The sequence below is a fragment of the Chitinophaga agri genome, assembly GCF_010093065.1.
Taxonomy (GTDB): Bacteria; Bacteroidota; Bacteroidia; order Chitinophagales; family Chitinophagaceae; genus Chitinophaga; species Chitinophaga agri.
The window spans coordinates 3,632,195-3,652,348 of record NZ_CP048113.1 but is presented as its reverse complement, the minus strand read 5'-3'; the positions used below and the strand labels follow the sequence as shown (position 1 = coordinate 3,652,348).

21 protein-coding genes are annotated in these 20,154 nt (G+C 46.9%); 14 read left to right on the top strand and 7 right to left on the bottom strand.

Features of this window, described 5'->3' with window-relative positions:
• Positions 1-39 precede the first annotated feature (39 nt).
• From nuoF to GWR21_RS14360, 9 genes are read left to right on the top strand one after another with little or no spacing between them, the layout of a single operon-like run.
• Positions 40-1,404: an NADH-quinone oxidoreductase subunit NuoF gene (gene nuoF / locus GWR21_RS14400; protein WP_162332423.1), complete on the top strand. Its 1,365-nt coding sequence runs from the start codon at positions 40-42 to the stop codon at positions 1,402-1,404.
• Between the two features lie 22 nt (positions 1,405-1,426).
• Positions 1,427-2,518 (top strand): 2Fe-2S iron-sulfur cluster-binding protein, encoded by a 1,092-nt coding sequence (locus GWR21_RS14395; protein ID WP_162332422.1) that lies wholly within the window; start codon positions 1,427-1,429, stop codon positions 2,516-2,518.
• 31 nt (positions 2,519-2,549) lie between these two features.
• Positions 2,550-3,590: an NADH-quinone oxidoreductase subunit NuoH gene (gene nuoH, locus GWR21_RS14390; protein WP_202929089.1), complete on the top strand. Its 1,041-nt coding sequence runs from the start codon at positions 2,550-2,552 to the stop codon at positions 3,588-3,590.
• Between the two features lie 26 nt (positions 3,591-3,616).
• A complete protein-coding gene (gene nuoI, locus GWR21_RS14385) occupies positions 3,617-4,126 on the top strand; it encodes an NADH-quinone oxidoreductase subunit NuoI (protein WP_162332421.1) in 510 nt (169 codons plus the stop codon).
• A 48-nt stretch (positions 4,127-4,174) separates the two neighbouring features.
• Positions 4,175-4,672: an NADH-quinone oxidoreductase subunit J family protein gene (locus GWR21_RS14380; RefSeq protein WP_162332420.1), complete on the top strand. Its 498-nt coding sequence runs from the start codon at positions 4,175-4,177 to the stop codon at positions 4,670-4,672.
• A gap of 48 nt (positions 4,673-4,720) precedes the next feature.
• A complete protein-coding gene (gene nuoK, locus GWR21_RS14375) occupies positions 4,721-5,038 on the top strand; it encodes an NADH-quinone oxidoreductase subunit NuoK (RefSeq protein WP_162332419.1) in 318 nt (105 codons plus the stop codon).
• A gap of 49 nt (positions 5,039-5,087) precedes the next feature.
• Complete coding sequence (gene nuoL, locus GWR21_RS14370) at positions 5,088-6,992, top strand: NADH-quinone oxidoreductase subunit L (RefSeq protein WP_162332418.1); 1,905 nt, start codon at positions 5,088-5,090, stop codon at positions 6,990-6,992.
• Positions 6,993-7,038: 46 nt separating this feature from the next.
• Positions 7,039-8,481 (top strand): complex I subunit 4 family protein, encoded by a 1,443-nt coding sequence (locus GWR21_RS14365; protein WP_162332417.1) that lies wholly within the window; start codon positions 7,039-7,041, stop codon positions 8,479-8,481.
• A 26-nt stretch (positions 8,482-8,507) separates the two neighbouring features.
• Positions 8,508-9,881, top strand: coding sequence for an NADH-quinone oxidoreductase subunit N (locus GWR21_RS14360; protein ID WP_162332416.1), 1,374 nt, complete (start codon positions 8,508-8,510; stop codon positions 9,879-9,881).
• 85 nt (positions 9,882-9,966) lie between these two features.
• Here the strand turns inward: GWR21_RS14360 and GWR21_RS14355 are convergent, their stop codons facing one another.
• On the bottom strand, positions 9,967-11,013 hold the full coding sequence (locus GWR21_RS14355; protein WP_162332415.1) for a phosphotransferase enzyme family protein: 1,047 nt from the start codon (positions 11,011-11,013) through the stop codon (positions 9,967-9,969).
• 79 nt (positions 11,014-11,092) lie between these two features.
• Complete coding sequence (locus GWR21_RS14350) at positions 11,093-12,106, bottom strand: LacI family DNA-binding transcriptional regulator (protein WP_162332414.1); 1,014 nt, start codon at positions 12,104-12,106, stop codon at positions 11,093-11,095.
• 55 nt (positions 12,107-12,161) lie between these two features.
• Here GWR21_RS14350 and GWR21_RS14345 point away from each other — a divergent pair, with 55 nt between their 5' ends.
• From GWR21_RS14345 to GWR21_RS14325, 5 genes are all read left to right on the top strand, one after another.
• Entirely contained in the window at positions 12,162-13,433 is a 1,272-nt protein-coding gene (locus GWR21_RS14345) for an ABC transporter permease (RefSeq protein WP_162332413.1), read from the top strand.
• Between the two features lie 31 nt (positions 13,434-13,464).
• Positions 13,465-14,802 carry a gluconate:H+ symporter gene (locus GWR21_RS14340; protein ID WP_162332412.1) on the top strand — a complete coding sequence of 446 codons (1,338 nt, stop codon included), beginning with the start codon at positions 13,465-13,467 and terminating at the stop codon, positions 14,800-14,802.
• Between the two features lie 20 nt (positions 14,803-14,822).
• Positions 14,823-15,284 (top strand): RidA family protein, encoded by a 462-nt coding sequence (locus GWR21_RS14335; protein WP_162332411.1) that lies wholly within the window; start codon positions 14,823-14,825, stop codon positions 15,282-15,284.
• Between the two features lie 86 nt (positions 15,285-15,370).
• Positions 15,371-16,480, top strand: coding sequence for a D-TA family PLP-dependent enzyme (locus tag GWR21_RS14330; protein WP_162332410.1), 1,110 nt, complete (start codon positions 15,371-15,373; stop codon positions 16,478-16,480).
• Between the two features lie 19 nt (positions 16,481-16,499).
• On the top strand, positions 16,500-17,570 hold the full coding sequence (locus tag GWR21_RS14325) for a dipeptidase (RefSeq protein ID WP_162332409.1): 1,071 nt from the start codon (positions 16,500-16,502) through the stop codon (positions 17,568-17,570).
• A gap of 1 nt (position 17,571) precedes the next feature.
• Here GWR21_RS14325 and GWR21_RS14320 read toward each other — a convergent pair whose 3' ends face one another.
• The 5 genes from GWR21_RS14320 to rpsF all read right to left on the bottom strand — a co-directional run bounded on the left by GWR21_RS14320 (position 17,572) and on the right by rpsF (position 20,111).
• Positions 17,572-17,964, bottom strand: a complete 393-nt coding sequence (locus GWR21_RS14320; protein ID WP_162332408.1) for a hypothetical protein — start codon at positions 17,962-17,964, stop codon at positions 17,572-17,574.
• A 198-nt stretch (positions 17,965-18,162) separates the two neighbouring features.
• Positions 18,163-18,900 (bottom strand): hypothetical protein, encoded by a 738-nt coding sequence (locus tag GWR21_RS14315; RefSeq protein WP_162332407.1) that lies wholly within the window; start codon positions 18,898-18,900, stop codon positions 18,163-18,165.
• Between the two features lie 81 nt (positions 18,901-18,981).
• Positions 18,982-19,428, bottom strand: coding sequence for a 50S ribosomal protein L9 (rplI, locus tag GWR21_RS14310; RefSeq protein WP_012794559.1), 447 nt, complete (start codon positions 19,426-19,428; stop codon positions 18,982-18,984).
• Between the two features lie 61 nt (positions 19,429-19,489).
• Complete coding sequence (gene rpsR / locus GWR21_RS14305) at positions 19,490-19,756, bottom strand: 30S ribosomal protein S18 (protein WP_162332406.1); 267 nt, start codon at positions 19,754-19,756, stop codon at positions 19,490-19,492.
• A gap of 4 nt (positions 19,757-19,760) precedes the next feature.
• On the bottom strand, positions 19,761-20,111 hold the full coding sequence (gene rpsF, locus GWR21_RS14300) for a 30S ribosomal protein S6 (protein WP_238430371.1): 351 nt from the start codon (positions 20,109-20,111) through the stop codon (positions 19,761-19,763).
• Between the last annotated feature and the right edge of the window lie 43 nt (positions 20,112-20,154).

Sequence of the window (20,154 nt, the reverse complement as noted above, 5' to 3'; positions counted from 1 at the left end):
GAATGGCCGGTACGCCGGTCTACAATTATAAAAAGTAAGATGGGACGCAAACTACTTTTTGACAAAGCGCACATAGAAGGTATCCGGTACTACGATGTATACCGTGCCAACGGAGGTTATGGATCGGCTGAAAAGGCGCTTAAAAGCATGAGCCCTGAACAGGTGCTGGACGAAGTAAAGAAGAGTGGACTGAGAGGTCGTGGTGGCGCCGGTTTCCCTACCGGTATGAAATGGAGCTTCATTGCAAAACCAGAGGGTGTGCCCCGTTATCTGGTATGTAATGCGGACGAATCTGAACCAGGTACGTTCAAAGACCGTTACCTCATGGAATTCATCCCGCACCTGCTGATCGAAGGCCTGCTGATCTCCAGTTATACACTGGGTTGTAATTCCTGCTATATCTACATCCGTGGTGAATATGCCTGGATACCTGATATCCTGGAAGAAGCCATCGCTGATGCTAAAAAGAACGGCTGGCTGGGTAAAAATATCCAGGGTACCGGCTTCGATCTCGAAATATATGTACAACGTGGTGCAGGTGCTTACATCTGTGGTGAGGAAACTGCCCTGATCGAGTCCCTGGAAGGTAAACGTGGTAACCCGCGTATCAAACCTCCTTTCCCGGCTGTAAAAGGTCTGTGGGATTGCCCGACCGTTGTGAACAACGTGGAAACACTGGCTACCGTAGTGCCTATCCTGCGCATCGGTGGTGAAGAATATGCGAAATACGGTACAGGTAAATCTACCGGTACCAAACTCATTTCTGCCTGTGGTAATATCAACAAACCAGGGGTTTATGAAATAGAAATGAACATTTCCGTAGAAGAGTTTATTTATTCTGATGAATACTGTGGCGGTATCCCTAACGGTAAACGCCTCAAAGCCTGTATCCCGGGTGGTTCTTCCGTTCCTATCCTGCCGGCTAACCTGCTGCTGAAAACAGCCAAAGGTGAACCGCGTATGATGACCTACGAAAGTCTGTCTGACGGAGGCTTTGCAACTGGTACCATGCTGGGTTCCGGCGGTTTCATCGTACTGGATGAAGACCAGTGTATTGTGAAAAATACCCTCACCTTTGCCCGCTTCTACCATCACGAGAGCTGCGGTCAATGCAGCCCATGCCGTGAAGGTACCGGCTGGATGAAACGCGTACTGCTCAACATCGAGAACGGTAAGGGTAAAATGAGTGATATAGACCTGCTTTGGGATATTCAGCGTAAAATAGAAGGTAACACCATCTGCCCGCTGGGTGATGCTGCTGCCTGGCCGGTAGCTGCGGCTATCCGTCATTTCCGTGATGAGTTTGAATGGCATGTGCTGCATCCGGAAGAGGCGACCAAACGCAATTACGGACTGGCTCACTACGCAGATCCACTGGAAATAGCTGCTCCTGCTGCTGTATAAGAATCAATTTAAGCGATGCAAAATGGCTGAAGAAAAGAAACTCTTTAAGGTTAAGATCGATAATATCTCCGTGGAAGTGGAGCCGGGTACTACCATTCTGAATGCTGCCCGTCAAATTGGTGGAGATATCGTGCCACCTGCAATGTGCTACTACTCCAAGCTGAAAGGTTCCGGTGGTAAATGCCGTACCTGCCTGGTGAAAGTATCAAAAGGATCAGACGCTGATCCACGTCCTATGCCGAAGCTGGTAGCCAGCTGCCGTACTACCGTAATGGATGGTATGGAAGTGGCAAACATCACCTCGCCTGAAGTGCTGGAAGCACGTAAGGGAGTGGTAGAATTCCTGCTGCTGAACCACCCGCTGGATTGCCCTGTGTGCGACCAGGCTGGTGAATGTCACCTGCAGGACCTGAGCTACGAACATGGCGCAGATTCTACCCGTTACGAATTCAAACGCCGTACTTTCGACAGAGTCGATATCGGCGATAAGATACAGTTACACATGACCCGTTGCATCCTGTGCTACCGTTGTGTATTCACTGCCGATCAGCTGACTGAAAAGCGTGAACATGGCGTGCTGGGTCGCGGTGAAGCTGCGGAAATCGGTACTTATATTCAGCAGTCCCTGGACAACAACTTCATCGGTAACGTGATCGATGTATGTCCGGTGGGAGCGCTGACCGATAAGACCTTCCGCTTTAAAAACCGTGTATGGTTCCTGAAACCTGTTGATGCACACCGTGAATGTAGCGATCCTAAGTGCTGTGGTAAAGTAGCGCTCTGGATGCGTGGTGATGAGGTGTTCCGCGTTACTGCCCGCAAAGACAAATACGGTGAAGTAGAAGAGTGGATCTGTGATACCTGCCGCTTCGATAAGAAAGAAGTCAAAGACTGGGTGATCGAAGGACCACGTAAAGTAGAACGTCAGAGCGTTATCTCCCAGGGTCATTATGTAGGCGTTCACAAGCCGAAAGATACACTGGTGGAAGTACTGGATGGCCGTCAGCCAAAACTGCTGCTGGATATCCACAATATCAGCGAGGTAAACAAACCGACGGTAGACCTGTCCAAAATAAACGGTCCGGCACATTCCGACGACTTTAATAAGAAATGATTCGTAATTCGTAATTGATAATTCGTATTTGATGACTATAGACTGGTTCTTTATCCTGGAAAAGATAGCGCTGATATCCGGCGTTTTGGCTATATCACTGGTAGTGGCTATGTATTCTACATGGGGTGAAAGAAAAGTAGCTGGTATTATCCAGGACAGGCTCGGCCCGAACAGGGCTGGTTTTATGGGCCTGCTCCAGCCGCTGGCGGATGGTGGTAAACTGTTCTTCAAAGAAGAGATCATCCCTGGCAATTCCAACCGTTTCCTCTTCATTTTAGGGCCTTCCCTCGCAATGATCGTCGCCTGTATGACCAGTGCCGTAATTCCCTGGGGTGACACACTGACCATTGCTGGTCGCACTGTTTCGCTTCAGATTGCAGATATCAATATCGGTATCCTGTATATTTTCGGTGTGGTGAGCTTAGGCGTGTATGGTATCATGCTGGGTGGATGGGCTTCTAATAATAAATACTCCCTGCTGGCATCTATCCGTGCAGCTTCCCAGATCATCTCCTACGAGCTGGCAATGGGGCTGTCACTGATCGCTTTGCTGATGATGACAGGCACCCTGAGTCTGAAAGAGATCGTGGACCAGCAGCGTCACGGTGGCTGGAACGTTCTATATCAGCCACTTGGTTTCCTGATCTTCCTGGTATGTTCATTCGCTGAGTGTAACCGTACACCGTTTGACCTGGCAGAAGCAGAGAGTGAGCTGAATGGTGGTTATCACCTGGAGTACTCTTCCATGAAACTGGGTTTCTACCTGTTCGCTGAGTACATCAATATGTTCATCAGCTCAGCACTGATGGCCAGCCTGTATTTCGGAGGTTATCACTTCCCTTACATGGACAGCCTCGGTTGGGACCCTAACATTATCACTATTCTGGGTACAGCTGCGCTGTTTATCAAGATCATATTCTTCCTGTTCTTCTTTATGTGGGTACGCTGGACCATTCCAAGGTTCCGTTACGATCAGCTGATGCGTCTCGGATGGAATATCATGATTCCGCTGGCACTGGCTAATATGTTGATAACAGGAGCGATGGTATTGTATCGCAGTAATGCACAATAATTAAAGACTTTTTATAATAGCATAATATGCAAGCTTTAACAAGTAGGGCAAAACAAGTAGACCGCAGTCCGATGACTTTCATTGAGAAGATCTATCTGTGGAATATTATCAAGGGGATGTGGATCACCTTCAAGCATATCTGGAAAAGGAAGGAAACAGTGCGTTATCCGGAGCAGAAACGCCCGTTCAGCCCTGTATTCCGTGGTCTGCACGTCCTGAACAGGGATGCGGAAGGACGTGAGAACTGCACTGCATGTGGCTTATGTGCGGTAGCTTGTCCTGCGGAAGCAATTACCATGGAAGCAGCGGAAAGAAAACCTGGTGAAGAGCACCTGTACCGTGAAGAGAAATATGCTGCCCGTTATGAAATTAACATGCTGCGTTGCATTTTCTGTGGTTTTTGTGAAGAGGCTTGTCCGAAAGATGCTATCTATCTGACAGAAACATTCGCACCTGCTAACTACAAACGCGAAGGTTTCATCTATGGTAAACCTGACCTGTTAATACCAGCTCCGGGTGAAAAGAAAAAAGCCTAACAAAAGACAGTCTTAGCAAAAAAACATAATAGTCATTTAGCAATGGGAATGAGTTTACAACAAATCGTTTTCGGGGTACTTTCTATCATCTCTATTATATCCGCACTTGGCGTGATATTGAGTAAGAACCCCGTTACCAGTGTTCTTTGCCTGATCGTCACCTTTTTCACCATCGCGGGGCACTATATTATGCTCAATGCACAGTTCCTGGCAGTGGTACATATTATCGTATATGCAGGGGCTATCATGGTATTGTTCCTCTTTGTGATCATGTTGATGAACCTGAACGCAGAAATAGAACCACAGAAGCGTAACTGGCTGAAATACGCCGGCGCGATCAGTGGTGGTGCACTCCTGCTGGTATTACTGGGTGCTCTCCGCGAAGCGGACGTAACACCGCTACAGTCCGGATCAACCGATATAGGACTGATCTCCAACCTTGGTAAAACTTTATTCAATCAATACGTAGTTCCTTTTGAAGTAAGCAGCATCCTGTTCCTGAGTGCAATGGTAGGCGCCGTTGTGATCGGAAAGAAGGAAGCGTAAACCACAACAACTGTAAATCGTCATTGATCAATTTGTAATTCTTAAAAGATGCCTGTTCAATATTACATTTTCTTAAGCATAGTACTCTTTTGTATTGGTGTGATGGGGGTACTGATGCGCAGAAATGCCATTATTATTTTCATGTGCATAGAACTGATGCTGAATGCGGTGAACCTGCTGCTCGTAGCCTTCTCTAAAATGTGGGCAGATGCGGGTCGCGTAGATGCCGGCGGCGCACAGATCTTCGTATTCTTTATCATGGTGGTTGCCGCAGCGGAAGTAGCTGCAGGTCTGGCCATTATCGTGATGATATACAGGAATTCACAGTCCGTGGACATTAATATCATGAACAGGCTGAAGAACTAAGAACAACAGCTTGAATCGTAATTGTAAATCGTAATTAGTATTTGAATAGATGATACATCTAGTTTGGCTGGTACCATTTTTACCATTATTAGGATTCCTCGTGAATGGATTGGGAAGAAGATACCTATCCAAATCACTGGCGGGTATAGTAGGAAGCGGGGCTGTAGTAGCTGCCTTTGTTATAAGCTTACTGATCTTCCTGGAGGTGAAAGCCCCCGGATTTCAGGCGCAGGTAGTGCCGTTGTTTGATTTTATTTCCGCAGGCAGCCTGCAGATTCCTTTCGCATTCCAGGTGGACCAGCTGAGCGCTTTATTTTTGCTGATCATTACCGGTGTCGGTTCCCTGATCCACATTTATTCCACCTCGTACATGCATGACGAGAGCAATGAAGGTTTCGCGCGTTACTTCGCTTACCTGAACCTCTTCGTTTTCTCCATGCTGATCCTTGTACTGGGCGCCAACTATGTGATGATGTTCATCGGATGGGAAGGTGTAGGACTTTGTTCCTATCTCCTGATCGGCTTCTGGTTCAAGAATACTGCATATAACAATGCTGCCAAGAAAGCATTCATCATGAACCGTATCGGTGACCTCGGCTTCCTGCTGGGTATCTTCACCATGATCGTTCACTTCGGCAGTGTATCCTTCCCTGACGTATTTACAAAAGCTGCGGCCCTGGGAGAAGGTAGTAAAGTGATCCCGGTTATCGCTATCCTGCTGTTTGTAGGTGCTGCCGGTAAATCTGCACAGCTGCCTTTATATACCTGGTTACCTGATGCGATGGCGGGTCCTACTCCGGTATCTGCCCTGATACACGCTGCTACGATGGTAACTGCTGGTATCTATATGATCGCACGCAGCAACATATTATATACCCTTGCTCCCTCCATTCAGACGGTAGTTGCGGTGATCGGTCTGGCTACGGCTGTACTGGCGGCCACCATTGCCCTGAAACAGGACGATATCAAGAAAGTGCTCGCTTACTCTACCGTGAGCCAGCTGGGGTACATGTTCCTCGCCCTTGGCGTAGGTGCTTACACTACAGCGGTATTCCACGTAATGACGCACGCATTCTTCAAAGCATTACTGTTCCTTGGTTCCGGTTCCGTGATCCACGCAATGGGCGGAGAGCAGAATATCAACAAGATGGGCGGACTGAAAAAATACATGCCGGTTACGCACATCACTTTCCTGATCGGCTGTCTGGCTATCGCTGGTATCCCTGGTCTGTCAGGTTTCTTCTCTAAAGATGAGATCCTCGCGGAAACATTTATCTCTAACAAGATCATGTATGGTATCGCGCTCCTCACAGCACTGATGACCGCTTTCTACATGTTCCGTTTATATTATATCACTTTCTGTGGCAAATTCCGCGGTACACACGAACAGGAACATCACCTGCACGAAAGTCCTGCGGCTATCACCATCCCACTGATCATACTGGCTGTCCTGTCTGTAGTAGGCGGTTATATCGGCCTGCCGGAAGTATTTGGTACACACAGTCTGCTGAAAGAATATCTGTCTCCTGTATTTGCGCCTTCTGCACCATTCATACATGAGCATGAACATTTGTCTCATAGTACCGAGTGGTTGTTAATGGCACTGAGCTCTGTGCTGGTGATCATCACCATCTTCTTCGCACGCAGCTGGTACCGCAATTATGAAGATAATGGACAACCACGTACCGGTATCGCCAAAATACTGGAGAACAAGTGGTACGTGGATGAGTTATACGATGCTATCATAGTAAAGCCCCTGATGATGCTGAGCCGTTTCTTTGAAGAAGCGATTGAGAAATCAGGTATAGACCGTCTGGTAAACGGTGTGGGTCGTGGCATACACTGGGGCAGCCAGCAGGTAAGACTGCTGCAGAGCGGCCAGGTAGGTTTCTACATCTTCGCCATGGTAATAGGAATGGTAGTATTATTTGTGATCGGCTTCCTGCTGAAATAACAAGCTACCTGCATCATCATTTAAAAAGGACAAGTTTAGATAAATTATGTTGACAGTATTACTCATATTGATTCCTTTAGTTGCGGGCCTGGTTACGTTTGGTCTGAAGGGGTCTGGCCCTAAAATGCTGGGTTTGATAGCATCCCTGGCTTCGCTGGCAGTAACGGTTGGTGCTTTGTTCCAGTTCCGTACTGATCCTGGTGCTGCTGCACTGAAGCTGGATGCCAGCTGGATACCTCAGCTGGGAGCGAAGTTTACGCTTGGAATGGACGGGATGGGACTGATGCTTTGTCTGCTGACAGCCATCTCCTTTCTGCTGATCTTTATTGTTATTTATAACAGAGAATATGAACGCGCTAACAGTTTCTACGGCCTGATGCTCTTGTCTCAGGCGGGACTGGTAGGTGTGTTTACCGCGTATGACGCATTATTGTTCTACGTTTTCTGGGAACTGGCACTGATTCCGGTGTACTTCCTCTGCTCTCTCTGGGGTGGTGAAAAACGTATTCCGGTTACATTTAAGTTCTTCGTATACACCTTTGCAGGTTCCCTGCTGATGCTGGTAGGTCTGATCTACATCTACCTGCAAACGCCGGAGCATTCCTTCAGCTACGCGAGCTTTGTGAGCGGTGCTGTTTCTCCCGAAGACCAGTCCTGGTTATTCTGGCTGTTCTTCGTAGCATTCGCTATCAAGATGCCGGTGTTCCCTTTCCATACCTGGCAACCGGACGCTTACGAGCAGTCTCCAACACCTGTTACAATGGTACTTTCCGGTATCATGGTGAAGATGGGCCTGTTTGGTGTGGTGCGCTGGTTACTGCCTGTATTGCCGAAAGGTGCATACATGTGGTCAGATGTAGCGATCGTACTGTCTATTATCGGTATTATCTATGCATCCTGCATCGCTATCGTACAATCAGATATCAAACGCCTGATCGCTTACTCTTCTATCGCCCACATCGGCCTGATGAGTGCTGCTATCTTCACTAATAATGAGCAGGGCTTACAGGGGATGATGGTACAGATGTTCAACCACGGTGTCAATATCATTGGTCTGTGGATCATTGTCGAGATCATCCAGAACCGTCTGAAAATAAAGAACCTGAACGAGATGGGCGGTATCGCGCAGTATGCGCCTGGTATCGCGATCTTCCTCGTGGTGATCAGCCTTGCTAATATCGGATTACCACTTACCAATGGTTTCATCGGGGAGTTCCTGATGTTCAGTGGTCTGTTCCAGTATAACGTATGGTTCATGGCAGTAGCCGGATTAGGTATCATCCTGGCGGCAGTATACACCCTGAATATGGTGCAGAAGGTGATCTTCGGACAGAGCAATGCCCTGACCGAAACCACTACTGATCTGAAGGCAAACGAGCTGGTGGTGCTGATCGCTATTACAGGTATCATCCTGGTACTGGGTTTCTATCCGAAGCCTATGCTGGAGCTGGTAAGCAGCACTACTGAATTGGTTAATAAGGTTTATTAAAAGTTGATCTTTCGTAACACAGGAATATGAATGCATTAATATCTACTGCTTTATCGGGCGTTGTAATGATGTTTGCGGGTTTATTGATCGGTAATAAGCAGCGCATTAAAATTGTAGCCATTGTTGTACTGCTCGTCGCATTTGCAGCCAACCTGGCGGAATTATCTACCTTAGGAGCAGGCGAGCGTACCTACTACGGCATGATCACTGTCAGCCACTTCAGTATTCTGTTCAATGCGATCGCATTGGGCGCTACACTGATCTTCTTTCTGTTATCAGGCAGTGCTTTTGAAAAAGTAGGAGAACACGTTTCCGACTACTTTGCGCTGATCTTCTTTATTCTTGCCGGTATATCACTGGCATCTACTTTCAGCACTTTATTAATGCTTTTCCTGGCAATAGAGATCATCTCTATTCCTCAGTATATACTGGCAGGCGCTGATAAGAAAACACCTAAAAGCAGTGAAGCTTCCCTGAAGTACTTCCTGATGGGTTCTTTCTCTACAGGTATCCTCCTGATGGGTATTGCCCTGATCTACGGTGCTACCGGTACTTTCAATGTAGCTGAGCTGGCACTGGGTGCAGGTAAAGTAAATACACTGGCACTGTGTGGTATCATTCTGATGGCATTTGCATTATCATTTAAAGTATCTGCGGCGCCTTTCCACTTCTGGACGCCTGACGTATATGACGGTTCTCCAACCGTATTCACTTCTTTCATGGCAACAGTTGTAAAGGCAGGTGGTTTCATCGCTTTTATCAGAATATTCCATGGTGCGTTCGTAGGAGAAAGACTAACAGCTGACTGGCAGTTACTGCTGGCGATCATCACCGCCGCTACCCTGATCATTGGTAACTTTACCGCTGTATTCCAGCAAAGCGTAAAACGTATGCTGGCTTACTCCAGTATCGCACAGGCAGGTTTCATGCTGCTGGCAGTGATCTCGATGAACACGTTCGCTACACAGGGTATCATCCTGTATGCTGCGGCTTATAGCGTAGCGACCATCGGTATCTTCGCTGTAATGATCAAACTGAAAGATTATACATTCGATGGTTTTAACGGACTGGCACGTACCCAACCGGTACTGGCTATCACCACAACGATCTTTGTATGTTCACTGGCAGGTATTCCGCTGACAGCTGGTTTCTTTGCTAAATACTTTGTACTGGCAGCAGCTGTACAACAGGGTAACCTGTTATGGCTGGTGATCACCGCGGTGATCTGTGCTGCGATCAGTGCCTACTACTATTTCCGTGTCATCATCGCTATGTATTTCAAACAGGGTGAAGCGGAAACAGAAGAGATCAATGGTGGTTTCAAACTGATGCTGATCATCACCGCAGCGATCGTGATCCTGCTGGGTATCTTCCCTGGACTACTACTACAGTTTATATAAGCTCATTTCAGATATAAACAGAAATACCGGCCAATTGGCCGGTATTTTTTTTGGTGTTGGTGCTGCTTTTCAAACGATGTGGCGTTTAGTGAGCCGCCACAAAAGAAAGCGTTTGTTCCTGCTGCGTGATGCTGTCCAGCAATGTTAACTGGTTGCGCGCCCGCAGGAGATTATGTCGTTCATATTTTGCGCCGTAGTAGCTGTCATTGTTGAAATAATCCGTCAGAAAGCGAATGGCCTGCATATACACCAGGAACTGCCCCGCATATACCAGGTGCGCCTTTTCCACCTCACTCAGTTCGGATGCCATCTCACTCAGATACCCCTGTACGATCGCCCTGTAGTAATCTGTCCTGACCGTTACTTTGCTGAGATCTGTCTCTTCTTCACTCACGGGAGAAAGATACGTTCGCATCATATCCCCAAAGTCACTGATGAAGTACCCCGGCATCACCGTATCAAGGTCAATCACACAGATCCCTTTACCTGCTGCATCAAACAGTACATTACTGATCTTGGTGTCGTGATGCATGACCCTTATTTTAAAATCAGGATGCCGCTGAATAGCGATAAACGTGGCAGTGAGCTGTTGATAACTGCGTACCTTCTCTATGTCTGCCGCCGCTGCTGCAATTCTCTCCACATTGCCATGTTGTATTGCTTCCTCAAACTGTTGATAACGCAAGGTCAGATTGTGAAAGTCATGCAATGGAAACTGCATGCTGCTGATATCGATACCTGACAATAGCCTGGTAAAACGGCCGAATTGTTTCGCTGCTTCATAAGCCAGTTGTACGTCATTCACAACATCATAGCTATATGAGTCGCTGACGAAAGGCTGTAGCCTGAAATATTCCCCTGCGGCCGTAATGACCATCTCTTCCCCGTCTACAGTACGCACTGGTTGTACAAAGAAATAATCCGGATGATACTGGTGAAGGTATTGCCCGATCATACGGATATTTTGTGCAATCAGCTCCGGTGTTTTAAATACCGCGTGATTGATGCGTTGCAGGATATAATGTTGATCAGCCGAAGAGACTTTCCAGGTGGCGTTGATCAGCCCACTGCCGAATGGCTGAATATGACATTCCTCCATTACTAATCCATAAGCCGCGAGTATATCTTGCATTGCTGATTGATAAAGTTGAGATGTGTCAAACATAACAATAAGAATTGAGAGAATGGCTGGGCAAACGATTGCGCAAATTTTATCTGCCGGGGGCAATCACGAGCCGTGAGTCGATGATGACCTGCTGATAGTCTTCAGGAGACAGCTTGTCAGCCAGTAAAGCCAGCAGGATCTCTGTTGCTTTTTGTCCCTGCTGATAAGGATATTGCTCCACGGACGCGAGTGGCGGAAACGCCATGTAGCTGCTAAGCGGCAGATTGGCGTAGCTCACAAAACAGATATCCCTGTTGATCTGCAGGCCCTGTTCCAATGCATACTGCACTGCATCCTGTGACACATAGTCGTTAAATGCGACAATGGCCGTTACTTTCCTTTTGTGTGATAATAACTGCTGCATTGCCTGGCGGGTACCTTCTCTGGACAGGTCGGCGTGTACATTCAGCGTAGCGTCATATTTCAATCTTTGCTGCTGCATGGCTTTACGATAGCCGGTAGTACGCTGCCGGCTGGCGATCAGTTTCTCCGGACCATTGATCATACCTATCACCCGGTGGCCCTGTTGTAATAGCAACGATACCGCCTGTACCGTGCCTGATTCCATATTACAGGCTACATAATGAATGTCTTTCATATCGGGAATACGATCAAAAAATACAACCGGTATGTTATACTTACGCAGCATATCAAAATGGGCATACTGCACAGTATTTTTGGCAAGGGAAACCAGCAGCCCGTCTACCCGGTGGTTCTTCATGATTTCCACGATCTTCTTTTCCCTTTCAGTGTCATCATGAGATTGTCCTAACAGCACCATGTAATTGTGCTGATTGGCAGTGTCCTCAATGCCGCTGATCGCAGCGGAAAAGAAAGCTTCTGACAATTCCGGCAGAATAATTCCCAGCGTAAAGGTTTTTTTCTGCTGAAAGAAGATGGCGGTCTGATTCGGTTCGTATTGTAGTTCTTTGGCCAGCGCCTGTACCTGCATCCTGGTTTTCAAGCCGATACGCGGATGGTTGTGGAGAGCCCGGGACACGGTGGAAGTAGCCAGGTTCAGCCTTTGGGCAATTTCTTTTATGGTAGGTGGATTGGGCATCTGGCCGTTTATAGAATAAAAGTAGCGGAAAAAAACTTTTTATTAACTTTAAATCATGCAGTTCCGTGACACATTTTCCCTCGCCTTTCGCTCTGTTAGTGGCAATCGCTTGCGCGCAGGGCTTACTGTCGCCATCATTGGCTTTGGTATTATGGCCCTGGTAGGCATCTTTACCGCCATTGACAGCATGAAAAGCAGTATTTACAGCAGCTTTGCCAATATGGGAGCTAATAGCTTCAATATACAGAGCAGGGCACTGAAGATACGTATTGGCGGCGGTGGCGGCGCAACAAAAGGGAGCAAAAAGGCGAAAGTCAAGACATCTAATAGTAATGTTCCTATTACTTACAAGGAAGCCATGACTTTTAAACGCCAGTACCTTTTTCCTGCTACAGTAAGTGTGTCTACAAATGCCACAGGCAATGCGACTGTTTATAAGAACGACAAGAAAACAAATCCGAATGTCCGTGTCATTGGCGGAGATGAAAGTTATCTGCAACTGTCTAATTATACATTACGGGAAGGACGTAATCTGAATCAGCTGGATGTGGAATCAGGAAGGAACGTGGCATTGCTGGGAATGGACGTTGCAAAGAAACTGTTCGGAGATAACCTGAAGAATGTAGTGAACAGCACCATCCGCGTGGGAAATGTGCGTTACCGCGTAGTTGGTGTGATGGCGCCTAAAGGGAACAGTGGTTTTATGAGTGCGGACAATGTGGTGATCACAACGGTGAATAATACACGCCGCATATTTGACCGCCCAAATGCATCCTATAACATTGGCGTTTCTGTGAAGGATATTACTAAGATGGAGGCGGCAATAGGTGAGGCAACCGGTCAGTTCAGGATCATCCGTCACCTGACATTAGGGGAAGAAGAGAATTTTTATATCAATAAAAGCGACAGCATTGCCGAGATGCTGTTTGGCACGCTGAGCTATGTGGTGTTTGCAGCGGTACTGATAGGTGCGATCACGCTATTCGGATCGGCGATCGGGCTGACAAACATCATGCTGGTATCGGTGGCTGAGCGTACCCGTGAGATCGGGGTGAACAAGGCTCTGGGTGCTACCAGTAAAGTGATCCGTCAGCAGTTTGTATACGAGTCTATCATCATCAGTTTACTGGGAGGTGTGCTGGGGGTGATACTGGGTATGATGGTAGGCAATCTTGTGTCATTATTAACAGGTTCTAGTTTTATAATTCCGTGGTTATGGATAACGACTGGGATATTGATCTGTGCCGCCGTAGGGCTGGTATCAGGCATATATCCGGCCATTAAGGCGTCTCGTCTGGATCCGATAGTTGCATTGCGTTACGAATAATTAACAGGCACACGCCAACATCTGAACATTCATGGCTCTATTAGTAGTATTTGCTTCCATCCTGCTACTGGTACTACTGGTAGCTTATTTCCGGTTAAATACATTCATTGCGTTCCTTATTGTATGTCTCTTTATGGGACTGGCCCTGAATATGGTCAGACTCCCGGAAGAAAGGATGTCTATCGCAGACATCACACAGTCTATACAAACAGGTATTGGCAAGACATTAGGATCACTGGTGATCATTATCGTATTTGGCAGTATGCTGGGTAAACTGGTCGCCGAAAGCGGCGCTGCACAGCGTATTGCCAATGGACTGATGCAGGTCTTCGGACGGAAGTACGTCCAGTGGTCGCTGATGCTTACCGGGTTTATTGTAGGTATTCCGTTATTCTACAATATCGGGTTTGTACTGATGGTACCACTGATATTCACTGTAGCTGCACGTACCAAACTACCTGCGGTGTACCTGGGTATTCCGATGCTGGCATCTTTATCGGTCACGCATGGTTATTTACCGCCTCATCCTTCGCCTACGGCACTCGTTGGTACCTTCCATGCCAATATGGGATTAACGCTCATATACGGCCTTATTGTGGCTATTCCCGCTATTATACTGGCAGGTCCTGTATTCAGTCGCTTCCTTAAAAAATATACGCAGGAGCCGGCTAAGTTATTCACAGTAGAAGTGATGCCTGATGAACTGCTGCCTTCCATGGGTACCAGTATTGTGGCGGCACTATTGCCCGTGTTATTACTGGCGGGTACTTCCCTGTTAAAATTACAGGCGCATCCTGATTCTTATTTATGGGAGATCACTACCTGGTTGGGTGACCCGGTGATCGTAATGTTACTGGCAGTGCTGAATGGTGCTTATCTGCTGGGTATCAGGAGAGGCGTACCGGTCAAGAAGGTGATGAGCATTATGGAAGATGCGATCCGCGATGTATCAGTGATCATCCTCATTATTGGTGGTTCGGGTGCATTGACACAGATGCTGCTGGATAGTAAGGTAAGTAAAGTAATTACCGATAGTTTGCAGGGCATGCATATGAATCCGCTGATACTGGCCTGGAGTATCGCAGCACTGATCCGGGTAAGTGTCGGTTCTGCTACTGTCGCCGGACTGACCACTGCTGGTATCGTAGCGCCGCTGGTAGTAGGCAGTACGGTGCATCCGAGTCTGATGGTACTGGCCACCGGCGCAGGAAGCCTGATGTTCTCGCATGTGAATGACGGCGGCTTCTGGATGTTTAAGGAATATTTTAATTTGTCTGTGAAAGATACCTTCAAGACCTGGTCAGTAATGGAGACAATTGTTTCTGTTGTCGGACTGATCGGATGTCTGATATTAAACCTCTTTATCTAATTCAACAAAACAGTGATCGTATGACACCAACAGAGAACTTTAAAGCATTAGGATTATCATTACCACCTGCACCATCACCACTCGGTGTTTACAAGCCATGCCTCGTTGATGGCAAGTACCTGTATCTCTCCGGTCATGGTCCCGTACAGGATGATAAGAGCCTGATCATCGGCCGTATTGGTGTTGAGTTTGACATGGAAGCAGGTAAGCTGGCTGCAAGACAGGTGGGCCTCACTATGCTGTCTACTATCGTAGCAAACCTGGGCAGTCTTGACAAAGTAAAACGCGTGATCAAAGTGCTGGGTATGGTGAACTGTACGCCCGACTTTGGCCGTCACCCTTATATTATCAATGGTGCGAGTGAACTGTTCGCAAAAGTATGGGGAGAGGAAAATGGTATTGGCGTACGTAGTGCAGTAGGTATGGGCTCCCTCCCGGATAATATACCAGTGGAGATCGAAGCATTATTTGAATTACATTAACCGATTAGGAATGTTTCGGCTCACTATTGATGTACCGGGACTAACCCATTACTAATTCCTGATTAACCAATTCCCAATTGCATCTTATGGACTGGTACGAACTGCACAATATTAACACAATTGACACGCCTGCTGTGCTGGTATATCCTGAACGCATGCGGGAAAACATCTTACAGGTAAAACAAACAGTAGGAAATGTACAACGTCTGCGTCCGCATATTAAGACGAGCAAGATGACAGAAGCCGTGCAGTTATTGCAGGGGGAAGGCATCAACAAGTTCAAATGTGCGACGATCGCTGAAGCCGAAATGCTTGGACTGGCCGGTGCGGGAGATGTACTACTGGCGTATCAGCCCGTTGGTCCCAAGATTGACAGGTTATTGCAGATAGTGGAACAATATCCGGATACGAAATATGCCTGCCTGGTGGATAACCGCGCATCTGCTATTGCAATTGCAGCTGTATTCGCAGCAGCGAAGCATACACTCCCCGTATATATCGATCTCAATGTCGGTATGAACAGGACGGGTATAGCACCGGGTCCGGGTAATGATGCATTGGAATTGTACCAGGAGTTGTTACAACTGCCAGGTGTCACGCCAATAGGATTACACGCATACGATGGTCATCTGCATGATACAGAATATCAGTTACGCAGAGAGAAATGTAATGCAGGATTTGCGCCTGTACTGGCACTCGCCGCGGCTATCACAGAAAGCGGTGCACCCGCGCCGAAAATAGTAGCAGGTGGCACGCCCACCTATGCGATACATGCTGAGCGGGATGGGGTGGAATGCAGCCCGGGTACATTTATTTTCCAGGACTGGGGCTATTATAATCTGCATCCTGAACAGACATTTGTATTTGCCGCCTCGGTTATTACCCGTGTTATTTCTGTTATTGACGGAAAACATCTGTGTGTCGACCTCGGACATAAATCTGTCGCTGCCGAAAACCCGCAACCGCGTGTTCATTTCCTGAAGCTGCCGGATGCGGAACTCCAGGGACACAGCGAAGAGCATATGGTGATCAAAGTGCCGGATACATCGCTATACCCTGTGGGAACGGTATTGTACGGCATCCCGTTACATATCTGTCCGACGGTAGCCCTGCATGAGCGTGTTGGTGTAGTAGAAAGTAACAATTGTGTGGCATGGTGGAAAGTGATAGCGAGAGACAGAAAGATCATGATCTAATTTATCAAATAGTATTCACATGTTTATAGTTGATGCGCATCTTGACCTTAGCATGAATGCGATGGAATGGAACCGTAATCTGCGGTTGCCGGTTAATGATATCAGGAAGCGCGAAGAAGGTATGACCGATAAGCCTGACCGGGCGAAAGGAGTGGTCTCTTTTCCGCAGCTAAGAGAAGGTAATATCGGCCTGGTAGTGGGTACCCAGATCGCCAGATTTGTAGCACCTGATAATCCATTACCCGGCTGGTATTCACCGGAACAGGCATGGGCTCAGACACAGGGACAACTGGCTTGGTACAATGCTATGGAGGATGCAGGGGAAATGACACAGATCAGGGACCTGGCAGGACTGGAAAAACACCTGGCCCTGTGGAATGATGGTACGCCTAATACGAATAAACCTATCGGTTATATACTGAGTCTGGAAGGTGCGGATTCTATTGTCAATCTGGATTATCTGCAACGCGCATATGATAACGGTCTGCGTGCTGTTGGGCCTGCACATTATGGCCCCGGCCGTTATGCACAGGGTACGGACGCTACCGGGTTTATGGGCGCGAAAGGGCAGGCATTATTAAAAGAAATGGAACGCCTGAATATCATCCTCGATGCGACGCATCTGTGTGACGATAGCTTCTGGGAGGCGATGGAACATTTCCATGGCCATGTGTGGGCTAGTCATAACAACGTACGTGCGCTGGTAAATCATAACAGGCAGTTCTCTGATGAGCAGCTGAAGGAACTGATCAGTCGTGGTGCTGTTATCGGTGGTGCGATGGATGCCTGGATGATGGTACCCGGATGGGTGAGAGGCGTATCCCAGCCAGAAGAAATGGGTGCTTCACTGGATGTACTGGTAGATCATATGGACCACATCTGTCAGCTGGCAGGGAATGCGTTGCATGTTGGTATCGGTTCAGATCTGGATGGTGCCTTTGGTAAGGAGCAAAGTCCTTATGACCTTGAAACAATTGCAGATCTGCAGAAGATCCCGGCATTATTTGCCAAAAGAGGATATTCTGCGGAAGATATTGACAACATTATGCATGGAAACTGGTTAAGGTTCCTGCGAAAGGCCTGGAGTTAAGCTAGTAAAATAACTGTGACAGGACATTGGTCATGTCATTATTCACTGGTTTCAGCTCCAGGAAGCCAGTGAATTGTTCCGGCGTAAGTATATGCTTCAGTTTGCGGTGAAAGCTGGTATGATACCCCTTCAGCTTCGTGCTGTATGCCTTTGGATTGCTGTTATTCATTGGCAGGATGGTAGCTCGCTGCTGCAGGAAATTCGTTACCGCATCTAATATTTTAGGTTCCTGCGCGTCTGTCAGGGACAAACCACTCTTCAGTTTACTGGTAATGGATTTTGCATTCCCTTCGATATTGGAAAGCGGGGCCTGCTGTAGCTGTGCATAGGAAGAAGGAGAGATCAGGAGGAGGCCGGAGAACAATAGAAAAACTGCCAATAAGAGATTTCTCATATACGTGGATTGTAGTGATTAAGATAAGCTATTTGACGCATCCTTCTGGCAATTAATTATGTACGTCTCTGTATATACATGAGCTGTACAGCTTTACAGGATGGCATGCTATATCCGACGAGTCTATAGTAGAAGCAGCCGCAAAAATGTTTGGCTTTATAGACAAACATTTTTGCGGCATCAGGTAAATAGCGATATTTAATTCATCAACAGCTTCACAGGTTTCGTCACCTCATTCATATCCTTATCCAATTCCACGTATTCCGCCTCTATAGTCTTATTATCGAGCCATTTCATCTGGCCGGGACCCCACTTCTCAAATACCACATCACCTTCAGGAACGAGCTTATTATCGGTATAGGAAAAGAGCTGAAAGCCATTATAATTAAATGCTGCGACGAGATCAACGGAAGGGCAGATCACGTATTTATGGTCAGGAGAGATCACTGGGATACCCCATACGTGGGTGATAGTACCATTATCTGCATTGACCAGCACATAGTCACTGGATTCATAATAGCCGCCAAATATGAGGTGCTGATGGATCTCCGGTATATAGCCTGCATAGAAGTAATTGGCATATTGGGCGTCGTCAAGGGTATTATTAGTGAGCTGTGTCACCAGCCCATTGTTCAGCTTGATATAAAGGTTAGCTCCTTTACGCTGAATACGGTCCGCATCTTTGGCGATCAGACTTTCTTCCGTACTGTCATAATCGGGAGTAGGCTGTTTTGAGAAGGAGGAGGCTGCCAGTGGCTCTATGGTGAAATGTTTATTACCCACACTAAAAGTATCAGTGTTACGGAGTACTTTGCCGGTAGCCGGTGGTTCTTCTATGTGTGCGGTATCTTTTGTAAGGTCACTGTTTTCCGTAGTATCATTATTACAGGCAAGTAGTATGCCTGCTGCGAGGAATAGAGATAAGTACGTTTTCATAGTGTTACAAAGATAACTAACTGCAAAAAAAATCCCGCCTCATTTTTACATGAGACGGGACTTTTTGAAGAATATGTAGACTTATTCAGCTACAACTTCGAATTCCAGTTCAGCTTCGTTGCCTTTACCGAAATCCAGTTTCGCTTTGTAAGTACCCAGTTCTTTTACATCATCCAGGATGTGGATGCGGCGACGATCGATTTCGTAACCTTTCTGCTCTTTAATAGCACGTGCGATCTGCACACCAGTTACGCTACCGAAGATCTTACCGGAAGTACCGGTTTTAGCACCAATTTTAACTGGACCTGCTTTCAGCACTTCCACTACCTTGGCGATTTCTGCCAGCATTTTCTCTTCTTTTACTTTCTGCACTTTCAGGCGTTCCTGGAGTTGCTTCAGGTTAGAAGGGCTAGCTTCTACCGCAAATTTCTGCGGGATCAGGAAATTCCTGGCGTAACCGTTTTTCACGGTAGCCAGCTCATTTTTCTGGCCCAGGTTATCTACGTCTTGTATTAAGATTACTTGCATTGTTAATTAGTTTTAAGGACCTTTAATTACCCGGCATACACCGGAAACCTAGGTGGTTTGTCTATTTCAAAAGGTCAGTAACGTATGGTAACAAAGCCATTTGACGGGCTTTCTTAATAGCCTGCGCTACTTTACGCTGGAATTTCAGAGAGTTACCGCTGATACGACGTGGTAACATTTTACCCTGTTCGTTCAGGAATTTCTTCAGGAACTCACCGTCTTTGTAATCTACATACCGGATGCCTAACTTCTTGAAACGGCAATATTTCTTTGCGCGCTTCTCAGTTTTTACGGCGGTTAAATACTTAATTTCTTGTTTTACTGCCATAATTTTAAGCTTCTGCGGTTTTAGAATCAGCGTTTACGCCATTTCTTTTACGATTGTTGTACTGTACAGCATATTTGTCTAATGCTGTGATCATGTGACGCAGTACATTTTCATCACGGTTCAGCTGAACTTTCAGCTTCTCATTGAGGTCGGATGGCGCATTGTATTCCAGAACCAGGTACAAGCCCGTAGTTTTTTTCTGGATTGGGTACGCCAGTGATCTTAATCCCCAGGGATTTTCGTGCGTTACTTCTCCGCCGTTCTCTTTAACGATATCAGCGAATTTTTTCTGAGCAGCTTTGTAATCTTCCTCAGACAGCACAGGGGTAAAGATCACCATCAATTCGTAGTTCATAATTTCCCTGTTTTTTATTGTTAGAAAAATTTAGGAGTGCAAA